Below are 15855 nucleotides of genomic sequence, written 5' to 3' on the forward strand. Positions count from 1 at the left end.
GGGCAACTTCCCGCAGGCGTTCAGCCACATCGGGATCATCGCCAGCGGCGTCAACCTCGCACGAGCGAGAGCGGGTAGCACGGCATGATCGACCGACTCGTCATCCTCGGCGCAACCGGCGACCTCACGCTTCGCTTCACCGCGCAGCCGGTGCTCTCCGAACCGCCTGACTGTGGCCGGCCGGACGGGCCTGCACCGGTGAGGAGCAGTTGATGGCGTCGACCGAACGCGCCACGGGCGGCCTGCGCAGCCAGGCCTGGTGGGACAACGCGGGCAATCCGGAGATGACTGCTCTGTATCTCGAACGCTATCTCAACTTCGGGCTGACCCCGGCCGAGCTCCGGTCCGGCAGGCCGATCATCGGCATCGCCCAGACGGGCAGCGACCTCGTGCCCTGCAACCGCCACCACCTCGACCTCGCCGACCGGGTCAGAGACGGGATCCGCGACGGCGGTGGCATCCCGCTCGAGTTCCCCGTCCATCCGCTGCAGGAGACCGGTAAACGCCCGTCTGCCGCGCTGGATCGCAACCTCGCCTACCTCGGGCTGGTCGAGGTGCTCTACGGGTATCCCCTCGACGGGGTCGTGCTGACGACAGGCTGTGACAAGACCACGCCCGCGTGCCTGGCCGCGGCGGCGACGGTGAACATCCCGGCGATCGTCCTGTCCGGAGGGCCGATGCTCAACGGCTATCGCGAGGGCGAGCGGATAGGCGCGTCGGGCTCAGGGCTGGTGATCTGGCAGTCGAAGCGGCTGCTGGCCACCGGGGAGATCGACTACGACGAGTTCATGGCGCGCGTGTGCGCTTCCGCACCCAGCATCGGTCACTGCAACACGATGGGCACCGCGTTGTCGATGAACAGCCTGGCCGAGGCCCTGGGGATGTCCCTGCCGGGCTGCGCGGCGATCCCGGCCCCCTATCGCCGGCGGGCGCAGATGGCCTACGACACGGGCCGTCGAGCGGTGGATCTCGTACGCGAGGACCTCACCCCGCGCAAGATCATGACCATGCGAGCGTTCGAGAACGCGATCGTGGTCGCCTCGGCCATCGCCGCCTCCACGAACGTGCCCATCCACATCAACGCCATCGCGCGGCACGTCGGGGTGCCGTTGTCGATCCAGGACTGGCAGCGGGTCGGGGGCGACATCCCCGTGCTGGCGAACGTCGCCCCCGCCGGTGAGTTCCTCGGCGAGGACTTCTACCGCGCCGGCGGTGTCCCCGCCGTCATGCGGTCGTTGCTGACGGCAGGGCGCCTGCACGGCGACGCCGTGACCGTTTCCGGGCATACGGTGGCCGAGAACCTGGCCGACGCCCCGCCGGTCGACCCGGCGGTCATCCGTCCCTTCGACGATCCGCTCGCCGCGCGCGGCGGGCTTCTCGTCATGACGGGCAACCTGTTCGACTCCGCGGTCATGAAGACCTCGGTCCTCACCGGCGACCTCCGCGCGGTGTCCGACTATCGCGCCGTCGTCTTCGAGGGGCCCGAGGACTACCACGCCCGCATCGACGATCCCGAACTGGGCCTCGACGAGGACTGCATCCTCGTCATCCGCTACACCGGGCCGATCGGCTACCCGGGATCGGCCGAGGTCGTGAATATGGAGGTCCCCGCCGCGCTGCTCCGGCGGGGCATCGCCACGTTGCCCACGCTCGGTGACGGCCGCCAGAGCGGCACCTCGGACGCACCGTCCATTCTCAACGCCAGCCCCGAGGCCGCGGTCGGCGGCAATCTCGCCATCCTGCGCACCGGCGACCGTATCCGTATCGACATGGACAACGCGCGCGTCGACGTCCTGCTGTCCGACGAGGAGATCGCCGCCCGGTGGGCTGACCACACACCGCCGGTGGTCGAGAACCAGACACCGTGGCAGGAGATCTACCGCTCCACGGTCGGGCAGCTGGACACCGGAGGCTGTCTGGAGCTCGCCCTGTCCTACCAGGACCTCGTACACACCAAGGGGATTCCCCGTGACTCGCACTGACGCCAGGGGCACCATCATGATCGCCGACTACGACTTCGGCGACGTGGACATCGAGCGCGCGATCATCGAGGGCGCCGGGTTCGAGCTGCTCGCCGAGCAGTGCAAGAGCGAGGACGAGGTGATCGAGAAGGGCCGCGACGTCGATGGCGTGCTGACCCAGTACGTTCGGGTCGGTTCCCGCGCCATCGACACGTTCACCCGGTGCCGGGTGATCGCCCGCTACGGCACGGGTGTGGACATCGTCGATGTCGACGCCGCGACGCGGCGAGGCATCCAGGTCACGAACGCGCCGAACGAATGGTGCGCGGAGGAGGTCGCCGATCACGCCGTCGCGCTCTGGCTGGCCGCCGCCCGCAAGATCTGCGTATACGACCGGGAGACCCGGAAGGGCGTATGGCAGTGGCAGAGCGGTCAGCCGATCTGGCGGCTGCGGGGACGGGTGTTCGGGCTGCTGTCCTTCGGCTTCATCGCCCGGCTCATCGCCGAACGCGCCAGAGCGTTCGGCGTCGAGGTCTGGGCGCACGACCCGTTCCTCGACGAGTCCGGACTCCGATCGCGCCAGGTGCGGCCGGTGTCCTTCGACCAGCTCGTGGAAGGCGCCGACTACCTCGTGGTCCAGGCGCCGCTCACCCCTGAGACACGCCGCACCTTCGACCGTACGACGCTGCGCAGGATGAAGCCGACCGCGATCCTCATCAACACCGGTCGTGGCCCGATCGTGGAGGATGCGGCGATCCACCAGGCACTGACCGAGGGATGGATCGCGGGCGCAGCGCTGGACGACCTGGAAGAGGAGCCCGCGAAACAGCGCGACTGGCGTCCGCGCAACCCCCTGTTCGCGCTGCCCAACGTGATCATCTCTCCCCACGCCGCCTACTACTCCGAGGAAGCCATCACAACAGTGCGGCGCATCGCCGCGGAAGAGGCTGTACGGGTCCTGACCGGGCAAAGTGCCCGTAGCCCGGTCAACGACGTGACGGCCGGCTCTCCCTGAGGAACCCGGGCAGGAGGTCGTGGCCCTGCGAACGCTCCGTGCCGATGCGAACGGCGGATCTCGCGCGTGCCCGGCTCCGGGCGCCTGTTATGGACGGTGGTGGCCTTCCCCTCGTCACCACCGCTGCCCTTCAGACGGCTCCCGCGCCGGCGGCCTCCTCGGCGACCGCGACGTACAAGATCTGGCACTGGAACATGGCCGGGCATCATTCGCACCTGGGCTCGACCACGAACGGCATCATCCAGGCGATCGCCGGATCGATCAGCTACCGCAAGCCGGACCTCGTGTCGATCAACGAGTCTGCCGCAACCAGTACAGCGCCGTGATCGATGTCCTGCAGGGCATGGGCTGGCCGCAGAACGCGACGAACCTCGCCCGCTACGAGCCGATGACGGCGGCAGGCGACCCGGCTACTGACCGGGCCGGATAGCCGCCGGGCCCGTTCAGGCGAGCGCGGGCAGCACGTAGACCTCGGCGCCCGGCGGCAGCGCGCAGTCGAGGCTGCCCAGCCCCCGGGCGTTCTCGCCGCACACGATCATGCTGATGTGCCTGCGGATGCGGCCGTACTCGTCGCGCAGCCGCTCCTCCAGCAGCGGATGCGTGCGCCGGAGCATGTCGAGGGCCGAGCCGAGCGTGGGCGGGGAGTCGCGGTCGGCGCCCACCGCGAAGACCTTGACCTCCTGCATCCCGCTCACCCACCTGCGCAGCGAGCTGGGCAGCACGAACACGACCAACATCACCGGTCTGCTCATGAGTCAGAGCACCGCCGCGCGCACGGTGAGCACGTCGGGCAGGTGCCGGCCGACCAGCGACCAGGTCTCGCCGTCGTCGCGCGAGCAGTGGACCTCGCCGTCGCGCGTGCCGAAGAACACCCCCGCCTCCGACGCGGTCATCGCGTCACGCAGCACGGCCGCGTGCACGGGCCCTTCGGGCAGGCCCGCCGAGAAGGGCTGCCACGTCTCGCCGGCGTCGTCGCTGCGGTGGACGCGGTAGCGGTGGCCGACGGGCGTGCGGTCCATGTCGGCCGTGAGCGGCAGAACGAAGGCCGTGCCGGGCCGCGACGGATGGGCCACGATCGGGAAGCCGAAGTCGGACGGCAACGCCGAGCCGATGTCGTGCCAGCTGCCGCCGAAGTCGTCGCTGCGGTAGACGCCGAAGTGGTGCTGCAGATAGAGCCGGTCCGTCACGGCCGCGTCGGCGGCGACCTTGTGCACGCACTGGCCGAACTCGGGGAACTGGGCGCCCTCCGGCAGGAATGGGGCGCGGATGTTCTGGTTGGCCGCCTCCCACGACAGGCCGCCGTCGCTCGTGCGGTAGAAACCGCCGGTGGAGACGGCCACCCCCATGACCGCCGGGTCGGTGGCGTGGCAGACGATCGTGTGCAGGCACAACCCGCCGCCGCCCGGCTCCCAGAGCGGGCGGTGAGGGTGCTCCCACAGGCCCTCGACGAGCCGGTAGGTGACCCCGCGGTCCTCGGAGCGGAACAGCGCGCCCGGCTCGACGCCCGCCCACACCACGCCGGGCTCGGACGGGGAGGGCGTCAGCTGCCACACCCTGGCGAGCGTGGCCTCGGTCTTCTCGGGGAAGGCGATGGGCGGCTGCTCGGCCTCCTGCCAGGTCTGCCCGAGGTCATCGGAATACATGACCGACGGGCCGAAGTGGCCGTATTCGACGCCGGCCAGGAGCCGGGGCGTGGCGCCGCGCGTGTCGATGGCCACCGAGGGCACCGCGATCGTGGAGAACTGGATCGGCTGCATCTCGAACGGGCCGCCGTCCGCCGAGCGGGCCAGGAACAGGCCCTTGCGGGTGCCGATCGCGAGCACTGCGTCACTCATGACATGCTCCCATGTTCGCTTTGCGGCCATCGTGCCACGCGCCACCGACAGTTACCGAGGTCTGGGAGATTCCCGTCGCCCGTCAGCCGGTCCTGCGGCGCATGACCTGGGAGGTAATGGTCATCATTCTTCTCCAGGCACTAGCGTTCCGGACATGGGAGCGGTAGCCGTACATGATGAGTCTTTTGGTGATGTGCTGCGGTCGTGGCGGCAGCGGCGGCGGGTGAGCCAGCTCGACCTGGCCATCGAGGCCGGCGTCTCCGCCCGTCACATCAGTTTTCTGGAGACCGGCCGCGCCCGGCCCAGCCGCGCGATGGTGCTCAAGCTGGCCGAGGAGCTGGAGGTGCCGCTGCGGCACCGCAACCGGCTGCTGGTGTCCGCGGGGTTCGCGCCCATCTATGCCGAACGCGCGGTGCGGGCTCCGGAGATGCACGTCGTACGCCAGGCGCTGGACCGGATCCTGGCCGGGCACGAACCGTATCCGGCGCTCGTCGTGGACGCCGCCTGGAACCTGGTGGCCGCCAACCGGGCGGCCGGGATGTTCACGGACGGCGTACCGGCGGAGCTGCTGGCGGAGCCGGTCAACGTGATGCGCCTGTCACTGCACCCCGACGCGATGGGCGGACGCCTGCTCAACCTGGCCGAGGTACGGGCCCACCTGCTGCACCGCCTGCGCAGGCAGGCCGAGGCGTCCGGCGACGGGCGCCTGGCCGAGCTCCACGACGAAGTGGCGTCCTACACCTATCCGGGCGTGGACCTGAACGTGGCGCACGTGCCGGGGCCCGGCGACATCCTGCTGCCGCTGCGCGTCGCCGCCGATGACCGCGTGTTGTCGATGTTCACCACGATCGCGACGTTCGGCACGCCGATGGACGTGACGGTCTCGGAGCTCGCCATCGAAACCTTCTGGCCCGCCGACGAGGAAACCGCCGCCTCCTTCCGCTGACCACCCAGCCTGTTCCCACACGCGTCCACTGCCGCGCGCCCGGCCGACACCTTCCGGTGGCCGCCGAGGCCCGGCCGCCTCCCCGCCGCGCGTCGCACCGCACTGCCGGGAGCGCTGGTGGAAGCGGAACCCGGCCGGCCGGGTCCCGCATCGTCAGGCGTGCACGGCGTCGCGGTGGATCCGCGACAGCGGTACGCCGTCCCGCTGCAGGCAGCGCACGGTCTCGTTCACCATGGGCGACGGGCCGCAGACGTACACGTCGTGCTCGGTCCAGGAGCGTAAGCGCCGGGTGACGTCGGGCAGGTGGCCGCGCATCCCGTCGTACGACGGCTGGTCCGACACCACGGGCACGACCCGTAGCCAGGGGAAGGCCGACTCCATCCTGATCAGGTCGGGCAGGTCGTACAGCTCTCCGGCGGTGCGGGCGCCGTACAGCAGGTGGATGGCGGGCCGGCGGCCGGAGGCGATGATGGACTCGACGATCGCCTTCAGCGGCGCCAGGCCCGTGCCGCCTGCCACGCACAGCACGTCCCGTACGCTCTGCTCGCGCGGTGTCATCGTGCCCGTCGGCGGCCCCAGCATGACGGTGTCGCCGACCCGCGTGTGCCTGGTCAGGGTCGTCGACACCCAGCCGCCGGGCACCGAGCGCACGTGCAGGCTGATCGTGTTGTCCTGGCGCGGCGCGTTGGCGATGGAGAACGTGCGCCACACGCGGGGCCAGCGCGCCGTCTGCACGGTGACGTACTGGCCGGATGTGTACGGCAGCCGCTGCGCGGGCCGCAGCGTGATGACCGCGATGTCCTGGTGGCGCAGCTCGTGACCGACCACCTCGGCCACCCACCAGGCGGGCGAGACCCCCGCGTCGGCCTCGGCCGAGTCGATCATCAACGTGGCGGCGGCCTCGTACGCCGCCACCCAGGCCTCCTCGATCTCGGCGGTCCAGACGTCGGCGGCGAAGCGGCGGACCGTGGCGAGCAGCGCCCTGCCCACGGCCGTGTAGTGCTCGGCCACGACGCCGTACTTGCGGTGGTCCCTGCCCATCTGGCCGAGGTACGTCGCCATGCTGTCCGGGCTGTCCAGGCTCCACACGATCCTGGTCAACGCGCTGAACAGCCGGTCGCGCTGAACGTCCAGAGCCGGCGGGAACAAGCCTCGCAGGTGCGGATTCTCAGCGAAAAGCCGGCCGTAGAAGTAGGCCGTGGCCTGTTCGGCCACCGGCTCGATGACGGAGAAACTCTCCTTGACCAGGCGCGGATTCAACGACATATTCCCACCCCACTTGTGACCGGAAAGGCATTCCGGTCTTGTCGTTCACCTCCCTGACGGTTCCGGGTCGTGAGCGCAGGTCCGTCCCCGGCAGCTCCGATGCGCTCGCAAATGAGTCTTACACCACCGATGACGCGTCACAACCATTTCCCTCCAATAAGGTGCGAAGCAGAATCTCGTGCCGCGTTGGCCGTACGATATTGCTCGGTTTTTGAACATAAATCCCGAACAAAAGTCACTTTCACCTTTTTCGCTGACTGGGTCAGGTCGGGGGGCGGCGGAGGCCCGCGGGCGGGCGCGAGTGCCGTCCACCGCTCCGGCCGCGTGGGAGCCACGTGGCGGCAGGGGATCTTGAGGAGGGGTGACATATCGGAAAGACTGTGCGCCATGATGGGCATGTAGCCGTCACCTCGACCGGCTGGTGGCCGAACGAACTCCACCATGCCCCTGGAGATCGCATGTCCCGTCCGCTGATCGGTATCACCGCCTACTTCGAGGCCGCCCGCTGGAGCGACTGGGTGCGGGAGGCCGTGCTCTCGCCGCCCTCGTACGCCAAGGCGGTCGACCGGGCCGGAGGAGCTCCCGTGGTGCTCCCGCCGCTCGGCCTGCACGCCATCGACGACTACGTACGCGGCCTGCGGGGCGTCGTCCTGGCCGGAGGGGTCGAGGTGGACGCCTCCGCCTACAACGGCGAGCGCGACGACCGCGTCCCCGAGAGCCAGCCGCACCGCGACCGCTTCGAGCTGGCCCTGGCCAGGGCGGCGGTCAAGGCCGACGTGCCGATCCTCGCCATCGCGAGGGGCATGCACGTGCTCAACGTCGCCCAGGGCGGCACGCTGATCCCCTGGCTGCCCGAGGTGCTCGGCAACCACCGTCACGCCGAGCCGGGCACCCCGCACACGCTCCAGATCAGCGTGTCGAGCAAGCTCGGCAAGGCGGTCGGCGACCGGGTCGAGGTCGTCGCTCCGCACCACCAGTCGGTGCGCCGCCTCGGCAACGGCCTGCTCGCCGTCGCCTGGGCCGACGACCAGATCGTCGAGGGCGTCGAGGTGCAGGGCCACAGGTTCGGCGTGGGCGTCCAGTGGCATCCCGAGCGCGACGTCGAGGACCGGCTCTTCGATGCGTTCATGGAGGCGGCCCGCTAGGCTGCGATCATGCCGCTGCACCCTCAGTCGCGGGACTACATCGCCGTCCATCCGTCGGATCTGGGCGTTGATCCGGCCACGCTCGACCTGGCCGGGATCCAGGAGTTGCGCGCACATGACGGCCTGGCGGCCCAGCGCGGTCCGCTCACCAAGCTGCCGTACGTCCGCGACGAGCGCGCCGAAGGCGTGCCGATCCGGATCTACCGCGCCGACCCCGGCGACGCCCCGCTGCCGGTCGTGGTCTACTTCCACGGAGGCGGATGGGTGCTCGGCAGCGTCAAGCGCAACGACGCGCTGGGGCGCGACCTGGCCATCCGCACCGGTGCGGTGGTGGTGTCCGCCGACTACCGCCTGGCCCCCGAGCATCCCTTCCCCGCCGCCGCGGACGACGCGTGGACGGTGGTGCGCGACATCTTCGCCAGGCCCGCCTTCTACCAGAGCAACGGCCGCGTGGCGGTCGTCGGCGACAGCGCGGGCGGCAACCTCGCGGCCGTCGCCGCCTGGCAGGCCCGCGACGCCGGGCTGCGGCTGGCCCACCAGGTGCTCGTCTATCCCGTGCTCGACGTGGCGATGGACACACCCAGCTACACGGAGTTCGCCAAGGGCTTCGGGCTGGAGGCGGCGGAGATGGCGTGGTTCGCCCGCCAGTACGCCCCCGACGCCGACCCGGCCGACCCGCGGCTGTCCCCGCTGTGCCTGCCCGACGTCGCGGGCCTGGCTCCCGCCACCATCGTGACGGCCGACCACGACGTGCTCCGCGACGAGGGCGAGAGCTACGCGCGGCGCCTGAAGCAGGCGGGCGTGCCGGTCGGGCTGCGCAGGTTCGGCGGCGCGGTGCACAACTTCTTCGGCCTGCCCGGCCTGTTCGACCAGGCGGACGAGGCCCGCGACCACATCGCGCGACGGCTGCGAGAGGCGCTGTGTCCTACACCAAGCTGAAGATCGACACCCCTGCCGACGGGGTGCTGCGGGTCACGATCAGCGAGCCCGGCCGGCTCAACGCCGTCGACGCGGCCGCCCACCGCGAGCTGGGCGAGATCTGGCGCGACGCCGACCGCGACGACGGCGTGCGCGCCGTGCTCGTCCGTGGGGAGGGCACGGCGTTCTCCGCCGGCGGCGACCTGTCCATGATCGAGGAGATGACCCGCGACCACGCCACGAGGCTGCGCGTCTTCACCGAGGCCCGCGACATCGTCTACAACGTGCTCAACTGCTCCAAGCCGATCGTGTCGGCCATCCAGGGCCCCGCCGTCGGCGCCGGGCTCGCCGTCGCTCTCCTGGCCGACATCTCCGTCGCCGGGCGCACCGCGCGGATCATCGACGGTCACACCCGGCTCGGCGTCGCCGCCGGCGACCACGCTGCGATCGTCTGGCCGCTGCTGTGCGGGCTGGCCAAGGCGAAATACCACCTGCTGCTGTGCGAGCCCGTCACGGGCGAGCAGGCCGAGCGGATGGGCCTGGTCAGCCTGTGCGTCGACGACGACCAGGTGCACGACAGGGCGATGGAGATCGCGGTCCGGCTCGCCCAAGGCGCGCAGGAGGCGATCAGGCTGACGAAATACTCGCTCAACAACTGGCTGCGCCTGGCCGGGCCGTCCTTCGACGCCTCCCTCGCCATGGAGTTCCTCGGCTTCACCGGGCCCGACGTGCGCGAGGGCGTGCGCGCCCTGCGGGAGAAGCGGCCGCCGTCGTTCGGCTGAGCGCCGGGTGTGCTTCCCGCCCGCTCGGGTAGGCGCACCCCCAGGTCGACCAGATGGTCGCGCCGGCACCGGCGGGCACCGTTCGCCGAGGCCGAGACCGCTGCCCGGGGGACGCGGAGCCGAGGGTCTCGCAGGCGTCCGGCGCACTCCGTACGACAGCGAAGGGGGATACAGCGCCGCGGCGACGGGCCCGGTAGACGGCCCGGTGGACGAGCGGGGCGGACGAGCGGGGCGGACGCGCCGGAATGGGCGTCGGCGCTCCACGCCTTCGGGGCCGTACCGGCCGGAGGGCCGCCGGACGTCTTCCGGGCCGCACCGGCCGCAAGGCCGCTAGAAGCCGCGGGGGAGTCCGAGCACCTGGGTCGCGAGGTAGTTGAGCAGGAGCTCCTCGGTCACAGGTGCCACCTTCGCGATCCGGGCGTCGGCCAGCAGCCTGGCCACCGGATATTCGTGGGAGTAGGCCATCCCGCCGTGCGTCTGGAACGCCGCGTCGGCCGCCTCCCAGGCCGCCTGCGAGCTCGTGAGCTTGGCGATGTTGGCCTCGGTGCCGCACGGCAGCCGCCGGTCGAAGCACCACGCGGCCTTGTAGATCATCAGCCTGGCCAGCTCGATCTTGGCCTTGACCTGTGCCAGCGGGAAGGAGATCGCCTGGTTGGCGCCGATCGGCCGGCCGAACACCTCCCGCTCCTTGGCGTGGTCGACGGCCACCCGCAGCGCTACCTCGGCGGTGCCGAGCGCCGAGGCGGCCAGCAGGACCCGCTCCGGGTTGAGGATGTCCCACAACACCGCCACGCCCTGGTCGGCCTCGCCGACCAGGTTGGCGGCGGGCACCCGCAGGTCGTCGATGAAGACCATGTTCGACGGCGTCGTGTTCGCGCCCATCTTGGGGATCGGCCGGTACGTCAGCCGCCCGGCGGCGACCGCCTCGGGCACGTTCACCAGCAGCACCGTCAGCCCGTGGGTGCGTGGGCGCGCCGCGGCGGCGGGGACCGTCCTGGTCACCAGCAGCATCCAGGTGGCCCGCTGCACGCCGGTGATCCAGATCTTCTGCCCGTTGACCACGAAGTCGCCGCCGTCACGCCTGGCCGACGTGGTGATCGCCAGCGAGTTGGACCCGGCGTCCGGCTCGGTCAGCGCGAAGCAGGTCTCGACCTCGCCGGTGGCCAGCCTGGGCAGCAGTTCCGCCCGCTGGCTCGCGCTGCCGTGCCGATCGATCGTGAGCGCGCCGAAGCCGGGGGTCAGCACGTACGTGAACGCCGACCCGCCCGCCGCTCCCGACGCCGACAGCGTCTCCGTGGCCACCGCCAGCTCCAGCAGCCCTTGTCCGCCGCCGCCGTGCTCCTCCGGCACCGCCAGGCCCAGCCAGCCGCCCTTGGCCAGCTCGTCCCAGACCTCCTCAGGCCAGCGCCTGTCGCTCTCGCACCGCTGCCAGTAGCCGAGGTCGTAACGGGAGCAGATGTCGCCGATGCCGCGCTGGACGGCGAGGGCGCTGTCCGGAAGGGTGAAATCCATCACACCATCGTAGAAAGATGTTCTGATCAGGGTCGAGGCCGCCGGGCGTGGAACACGAAGGCCGGGGGCGGGTTGCGCCACACCGTACGACCCGGCACGACCTCCTCGAAACGCTCGGCCAGCAGCGCGCGGAAACGCCGGGCCCTGCTGAGCGGGATGGCGTGCACGTAGGAGAACGTGGTGAACGCCGCCACCGGGCTCATCGCCGACGTCACGGCGCGGAGCAGCTCATGCTGGGTCTCCTCGGGGAACGCCGCCCACGGCAGCCCGCTGACCACCACGTCCGCCTGCCGCAGCCCCCGCTCGCGCAGCAGCTCGCCGAGTTTCGCCGCGTCGGCGTGCGCCACGTCCACGGTGGGGAAACGGTCGGCGAGCAGACGCGCCATCAGGTCGTTGACCTCGACGGCGAGATGGTGGCCACGACCGGCGAGCCGCTGCTGGATCTCCGCGGTGAACGGGCCGGTGCCCGGCCCCAGCTCCACCACGGTCGGCTCGCCCCGCTCGGGGATCGGCGCGCAGACGTTGGCCGCCAGCCTCCGGGAACTCGGGGCGACCGCGCCGATCTTGGAGGGGGCACGCAGGAACTGGCCTAGGAAGAGTGAGGTGTCGTTCGACATGGCACGACTTTATGGGCAGGATCTTGATGGGTCGCTCCATCCTCAGGGCGGATGTGCGGCCAGTTGGAGGAGGCGCGGTCGTCCAGCGGGAGGATCGGCCTTCCACGCTGGGCGGATACCGTTGTGCCCATGCGCTGGCGCGGTGTCCCTCTCGATGTCCTGCTCGCCGTCTCCGGCGTGGGCCTCGACCTGCTCACGACGGCGCACGCGGGCGACACCGAGTTCCTGCCCGCCGAGACGAACGTGCCCATGGCGCTGCTGGCGGGCCTGCCCATGGGGTTCGTCCGACACCGGCCGGTGCCGGTGACCTGCTATCTGGCCGTGCTGCTCGTGGTGACCGACCAGATCGGCTCGTTCACCTCCAACACCGCGCAGATCCTCATCTGCGTCGCGCTCGGCGTGGCCGGGCACCGCTCCGGCCTGCGGGCCACCACTGCCGCCGTGGCCGTCACGATCGTCGCCACCGCCCGCAACGTCGCCGACCCCGGCTTCGCGCCCACCGCCAACACCTGGATGTACTCCGTCCTCCTGCCGGTCTTCCCCGCGGTCCTCGGCGCCTACCTGCGCAGCACGGCGGGACGGCTGGAGGAGCGCGACGTCACCCCCGACGCGCTGCTCGCCGCCGGCGGGGTCGCCATCACCGTGCTGAGCACGTGGAGCTCCTGGCACCTCGGTGAGCAGCCCGTCTGGGTGGTCGGGTTGCTGGCCGTCGTGGGCGGACTGTCGCTGGGCATCGCCAGGCGGCTGCCGGGGCTGGTGTTCCTGCTGCAGGGCGTGCTGCTCGTCTCCGCCGACACCTACCTGAACAACACCGTCAACACCTGCGTCATCCTCACCCTGACCGCGATCGGCGTGTTCTCCATGCGGGTGGGGTCGTGGGCCTGGGTCGCCGCCGCCTACCTGACCGGGTGCCTGCTCACCGCGATCGCCGTCGTCGGCCAAGAGACCGAGATCACCCCGTTCCGCGTCGGCGTCCTGATGACGCTGGTCGCCACGCCGATCGCCATCGGCCGTTACCTCGGCATGAGACAGGCCGCCCTGGCCGCCGAACGGCTGCGCGCCGAGGAGTCAGCCCGCGCGGCCGTCGCCCAGGTGCGCGCCGACCAGCTCGCCGAACGCGAGCGCATCGCCCGCGACGTGCACGACATCGTCGCCCACCACGTCGGCGCCATGGTGCTGCGCGCCGGCGCCGCCCGCTACGCCGCGCCCGACGGCCCCGTCGCCGACGCGCTCACCGACATCCGCGACGCGGGCCACCAGGTGCTGCAGGACCTGCGGGAGCTGCTCGACCTGCTGCGCGACCCCGACAGGCAGCCCGGCCTGCTGGCCAACCCCGCCGACGTCATCCGCGAGGCCGCCGCCCGCGTGGCCGCCGCGGGCCTCGACGTCGACCTCGATCTCGACCCGGCCGCCGACCGCACTCCGCTGATCGCCCGTGCCTCCGCCGCCCGTATCGTCCAGGAAGGACTCACCAACGTGCTCAAACACGCCGGACCAGGCACGCAGGTCCGCGTCAGCGTCACCCCGTCAGGCGACGGACTTTCCGTGGAGATCCGCAACGGCCGGCCGCCCACCGACATGGAACGCCTGCCCTCCTCCGGGCGCGGGCTGGCCGGCATGCGCGAACGTGTCCGCGCCCTCGGCGGCACCCTGTCCGCCGGTCCCGACGGCGACGGCGGCTGGCTCCTGGCCGCCCGCCTGCCCTCCCGCCTGTCCCAGAGGAGCCCCGCGTGATCCGTGTGCTGATCGCCGACGACCAGGCCCTCGTACGCGCGGGCGTGCGCATGCTGCTGCAGGCCGCGGGCGACATGGAGGTGGCCGGGGAGGCCGTCGACGGCGCCGAGGCGGTGCGCCTGGCCGAGCACCACCTGCCCGACGTGATCCTCATGGACCTGCGCATGCCCAAGGTCGACGGCCTGGAGGCGATCAAACGTGTGCTCAGGGCCCGTCCGGGGGCCAGGATCGTGGTGCTGACGACGTTCGCCGAGGACGCCAACGTCTACGCCGCCCTGCGCGCGGGCGCGGTCGGGTTCCTCGTCAAGGACGACGACCCCGAGCGCATGGTGGACGCCGTGCGCCGCGCGGCCGCCGGCGAGCAACTGCTGGCGCCGTCGGTGCTGCGCAGGGTCGTGGAACGCTTCCTCGCCGCCGGGGAGGAGCACGTCGCTCCCGCGCCGCCCGCCGGGCTGACCGACCGGGAAGTCGAGGTGCTCGCCCTGGTGGGGGCGGGCCTGTCCAACGCGGAGATCGCCGAGGAACTGCACGTGGGCGTCACCACGGTCAAGACCCACATCGCGGCGGCGATGGACAAACTGGGCCTGCGCAACCGCATCCAGGCCGCCGTCGTCGCCCACCGCACCGGCCTGGTCGACGCCTCTTTCCGCCCCGTACGCCCGCGCCGCGGCTGAGCGCGGTCCGCGGTCGCCGGTGGGCGGGCGCCGCCGCTACAGTCGGGGGTGTGTACGTGAAGATCTGCGGGCTGACCGATCCGGGGCAGGTGGCGGCCGCCGTCGAGGCGGGGGCCGACGCCGTCGGGCTCGTCATGACCCGCAGCCCCCGCAGGATCACCGTCGAGAAGGCGGCCGCGCTGGCCGCGCTCGTCCCCGCCCGAGTGCTCACCGTCGGGGTGTTCCGCGGCGAGGACCCCGAGACGGTGCGCGCGGCCGCGCTGGCGTCCGGGGTGCGGGCCGTTCAGTTGCACGGCCGGCATCCGCACGGCGACTTCACCGCGCTGAAGGACCTCGGCGTGCGCCTGGTCAGGGCCGTCGACGCGGAGGCCGACCTGCGGTGCGGAGCCTTCGACGAGGACCTGCTCATCGTCGACGCGCCCCACGCGGGATCGGGCCTGCCCTGGGACTGGGCGGCCGTGCGCGGGCGGCCCTCCGGCCGGTGGCTGCTGGCGGGCGGCCTCGACCCGGCCAACGTCGCCGGCGCGATCGCGGACGCCGAGCCGTGGGGGGTCGACGTCTCCAGCGGCGTCGAGACGTCGCCGGGGGTGAAGGACCCGGCTCTCATCAGGGCGTTCATGAAGGCCGTGCGCGGCTGATGGACGTGCTGACCGGCGCGGCGCCGGCCGACCTGGCCCGCGCCATCGGCTTCGTCCATGCCTTCGCCCGCCGCAGGGCGCCCATCGCGCTGCCGGTCCCCGGCGGGTTCGCGGTGCTGGACGACCGCTTCCCCGGCTCCTACGACGACAACAAGCTGATCGTCGGCTCCGGCGGCCCGAGCGCCGGCGAGCTGTTGCGGGCGGCGGACGATGTGCTCGCCGGGCGGGCGCACCGGCTGGTGTGCGTGGACGACGACCGGCTCGGCGCCGCTCTCGCGCCCGCCTTCGCCGCCGCCGGCTACGAGCACGAGACCAACCTGATCATGGCCTACCGCGGTGAGGTACCCCACGATCCGCCCCCGGCCGACCGGCTGGAGCTGCCGGAGTTGCTGCCCGTGCTGCGTCGCGACTGGCGTCAGGTGATGCCCCAGGCACCGGACGACGTGATCGACGGGCTCGCCCGGCGCGTGGAACGCCGGCTGCGCGGCGCGGACCTGGTGGGCTTTCGCGCGGTCCGAGCCGGTGACGGGCCGGACGGCGAGATCGCCGCCAGGGCCGACCTGTACGTCGACGGCGGCATCGCCCAGATCGAGAGCGTCTTCACGAGCATGCCGCACCGGGGCAAGGGCCATGCGCGGGCCCTGATGGCCGCGCTGCTCGCGGAGGCGGCCGAGGCCGAGCTGATCTTCCTGGTGGCCGACGCGGACGACTGGCCGAAGGACTTCTACGGCAGGCTCGGCTTCGAACCCCTCGGCTCCACGCACGCCTTCCTCCGCGCCTGACGGCCGCACTCGGCGGGCGCAGGGCAGGGG

At 71.7% G+C, this 15855-nt stretch carries 16 protein-coding genes; 11 read left to right on the forward strand and 5 right to left on the reverse strand.

From position 1 onward, the window contains the following. Nucleotides 1-212 precede the first annotated feature (212 nt). The 3 genes from E1267_RS36685 (at nucleotide 213) to E1267_RS36695 (ending at nucleotide 3302) form a co-directional block, all read left to right on the forward strand. Nucleotides 213-1982: an IlvD/Edd family dehydratase gene (locus tag E1267_RS36685; protein ID WP_132339718.1), complete on the forward strand. Its 1770-nt coding sequence runs from the start codon at nucleotides 213-215 to the stop codon at nucleotides 1980-1982. Next, nucleotides 1969-2976, forward strand: coding sequence for a C-terminal binding protein (locus E1267_RS36690; RefSeq protein ID WP_165960004.1), 1008 nt, complete (start codon nucleotides 1969-1971; stop codon nucleotides 2974-2976). The genes E1267_RS36685 and E1267_RS36690 overlap by 14 nt, the downstream gene beginning before the upstream one ends. An 89-nt stretch (nucleotides 2977-3065) precedes the next feature. Next, entirely contained in the window at nucleotides 3066-3302 is a 237-nt protein-coding gene (locus E1267_RS36695) for a hypothetical protein (protein WP_132339720.1), read from the forward strand. 117 nt (nucleotides 3303-3419) lie between these two features. Here E1267_RS36695 and E1267_RS36700 read toward each other — a convergent pair whose 3' ends face one another. Both E1267_RS36700 and E1267_RS36705 read right to left on the reverse strand, forming a co-directional pair. Further along, nucleotides 3420-3728 (reverse strand): ubiquitin family protein, encoded by a 309-nt coding sequence (locus tag E1267_RS36700; protein ID WP_201761224.1) that lies wholly within the window; start codon nucleotides 3726-3728, stop codon nucleotides 3420-3422. A gap of 3 nt (nucleotides 3729-3731) precedes the next feature. Beyond that, nucleotides 3732-4811: a WD40/YVTN/BNR-like repeat-containing protein gene (locus E1267_RS36705; RefSeq protein WP_132339722.1), complete on the reverse strand. Its 1080-nt coding sequence runs from the start codon at nucleotides 4809-4811 to the stop codon at nucleotides 3732-3734. Between the two features lie 154 nt (nucleotides 4812-4965). On the opposite strand from E1267_RS36705, the gene E1267_RS36710 reads away from it, so the two are divergent. Then, a complete protein-coding gene (locus tag E1267_RS36710) occupies nucleotides 4966-5757 on the forward strand; it encodes a helix-turn-helix domain-containing protein (protein ID WP_132339724.1) in 792 nt (263 codons plus the stop codon). 153 nt (nucleotides 5758-5910) lie between these two features. Here the strand turns inward: E1267_RS36710 and E1267_RS36715 are convergent, their stop codons facing one another. After that, nucleotides 5911-7023: a globin domain-containing protein gene (locus tag E1267_RS36715; RefSeq protein ID WP_132339726.1), complete on the reverse strand. Its 1113-nt coding sequence runs from the start codon at nucleotides 7021-7023 to the stop codon at nucleotides 5911-5913. A gap of 458 nt (nucleotides 7024-7481) precedes the next feature. On the opposite strand from E1267_RS36715, the gene E1267_RS36720 reads away from it, so the two are divergent. The 3 genes from E1267_RS36720 to E1267_RS36730 are packed head-to-tail and all read left to right on the forward strand — an operon-like array spanning nucleotide 7482 to nucleotide 9868. Then, nucleotides 7482-8168: a gamma-glutamyl-gamma-aminobutyrate hydrolase family protein gene (locus tag E1267_RS36720; RefSeq protein WP_132339728.1), complete on the forward strand. Its 687-nt coding sequence runs from the start codon at nucleotides 7482-7484 to the stop codon at nucleotides 8166-8168. 9 nt (nucleotides 8169-8177) lie between these two features. Then, nucleotides 8178-9107, forward strand: coding sequence for an alpha/beta hydrolase (locus E1267_RS36725; RefSeq protein WP_132339730.1), 930 nt, complete (start codon nucleotides 8178-8180; stop codon nucleotides 9105-9107). Beyond that, complete coding sequence (locus E1267_RS36730) at nucleotides 9089-9868, forward strand: enoyl-CoA hydratase/isomerase family protein (protein WP_132339732.1); 780 nt, start codon at nucleotides 9089-9091, stop codon at nucleotides 9866-9868. The genes E1267_RS36725 and E1267_RS36730 overlap by 19 nt, the downstream gene beginning before the upstream one ends. 330 nt (nucleotides 9869-10198) lie before the next feature. Here the strand turns inward: E1267_RS36730 and E1267_RS36735 are convergent, their stop codons facing one another. Beyond that, nucleotides 10199-11380, reverse strand: a complete 1182-nt coding sequence (locus tag E1267_RS36735; protein ID WP_132339734.1) for an acyl-CoA dehydrogenase family protein — start codon at nucleotides 11378-11380, stop codon at nucleotides 10199-10201. A 26-nt stretch (nucleotides 11381-11406) separates the two neighbouring features. Beyond that, nucleotides 11407-11997 carry a class I SAM-dependent methyltransferase gene (locus tag E1267_RS36740; protein WP_132339736.1) on the reverse strand — a complete coding sequence of 197 codons (591 nt, stop codon included), beginning with the start codon at nucleotides 11995-11997 and terminating at the stop codon, nucleotides 11407-11409. A gap of 129 nt (nucleotides 11998-12126) precedes the next feature. Here E1267_RS36740 and E1267_RS36745 point away from each other — a divergent pair, with 129 nt between their 5' ends. From E1267_RS36745 to E1267_RS36760, 4 genes are read left to right on the forward strand one after another with little or no spacing between them, the layout of a single operon-like run. Then, nucleotides 12127-13731, forward strand: coding sequence for a sensor histidine kinase (locus E1267_RS36745; RefSeq protein ID WP_246064486.1), 1605 nt, complete (start codon nucleotides 12127-12129; stop codon nucleotides 13729-13731). Beyond that, entirely contained in the window at nucleotides 13728-14405 is a 678-nt protein-coding gene (locus E1267_RS36750) for a response regulator (protein WP_132339738.1), read from the forward strand. Before E1267_RS36745 ends, E1267_RS36750 begins: the two co-directional genes overlap by 4 nt. Nucleotides 14406-14455: 50 nt before the next feature. After that, a complete protein-coding gene (locus tag E1267_RS36755; RefSeq protein ID WP_132339739.1) occupies nucleotides 14456-15043 on the forward strand; it encodes a phosphoribosylanthranilate isomerase in 588 nt (195 codons plus the stop codon). Further along, nucleotides 15043-15825, forward strand: a complete 783-nt coding sequence (locus tag E1267_RS36760) for a GNAT family N-acetyltransferase (protein ID WP_132339741.1) — start codon at nucleotides 15043-15045, stop codon at nucleotides 15823-15825. Before E1267_RS36755 ends, E1267_RS36760 begins: the two co-directional genes overlap by 1 nt. Nucleotides 15826-15855 lie beyond the last annotated feature (30 nt).

Origin of the sequence: Nonomuraea longispora (genome assembly GCF_004348345.1) — a bacterium.
GTDB lineage: Bacteria > Actinomycetota > Actinomycetes > Streptosporangiales > Streptosporangiaceae > Nonomuraea > Nonomuraea longispora.

What these genes read in the sequence shown, in the direction of transcription:
- E1267_RS36685 (WP_132339718.1), top strand. Translation starts at nt 213, where the DNA reads ATGGCGTCGACCGAACGCGCCACGGGCGGCCTGCGCAGCCAGGCCTGG.
- E1267_RS36695 (WP_132339720.1), top strand. Translation starts at nt 3,066, where the DNA reads ATGGACGGTGGTGGCCTTCCCCTCGTCACCACCGCTGCCCTTCAGACG.
- E1267_RS36700 (WP_201761224.1), bottom strand. Translation starts at nt 3,728, where the DNA reads ATGAGCAGACCGGTGATGTTGGTCGTGTTCGTGCTGCCCAGCTCGCTG.
- E1267_RS36705 (WP_132339722.1), bottom strand. Translation starts at nt 4,811, where the DNA reads ATGAGTGACGCAGTGCTCGCGATCGGCACCCGCAAGGGCCTGTTCCTG.
- E1267_RS36710 (WP_132339724.1), top strand. Translation starts at nt 4,966, where the DNA reads ATGGGAGCGGTAGCCGTACATGATGAGTCTTTTGGTGATGTGCTGCGG.
- E1267_RS36715 (WP_132339726.1), bottom strand. Translation starts at nt 7,023, where the DNA reads ATGTCGTTGAATCCGCGCCTGGTCAAGGAGAGTTTCTCCGTCATCGAG.
- E1267_RS36720 (WP_132339728.1), top strand. Translation starts at nt 7,482, where the DNA reads ATGTCCCGTCCGCTGATCGGTATCACCGCCTACTTCGAGGCCGCCCGC.
- E1267_RS36725 (WP_132339730.1), top strand. Translation starts at nt 8,178, where the DNA reads ATGCCGCTGCACCCTCAGTCGCGGGACTACATCGCCGTCCATCCGTCG.
- E1267_RS36735 (WP_132339734.1), bottom strand. Translation starts at nt 11,380, where the DNA reads ATGGATTTCACCCTTCCGGACAGCGCCCTCGCCGTCCAGCGCGGCATC.
- E1267_RS36740 (WP_132339736.1), bottom strand. Translation starts at nt 11,997, where the DNA reads ATGTCGAACGACACCTCACTCTTCCTAGGCCAGTTCCTGCGTGCCCCC.
- E1267_RS36745 (WP_246064486.1), top strand. Translation starts at nt 12,127, where the DNA reads ATGCGCTGGCGCGGTGTCCCTCTCGATGTCCTGCTCGCCGTCTCCGGC.
- E1267_RS36760 (WP_132339741.1), top strand. Translation starts at nt 15,043, where the DNA reads ATGGACGTGCTGACCGGCGCGGCGCCGGCCGACCTGGCCCGCGCCATC.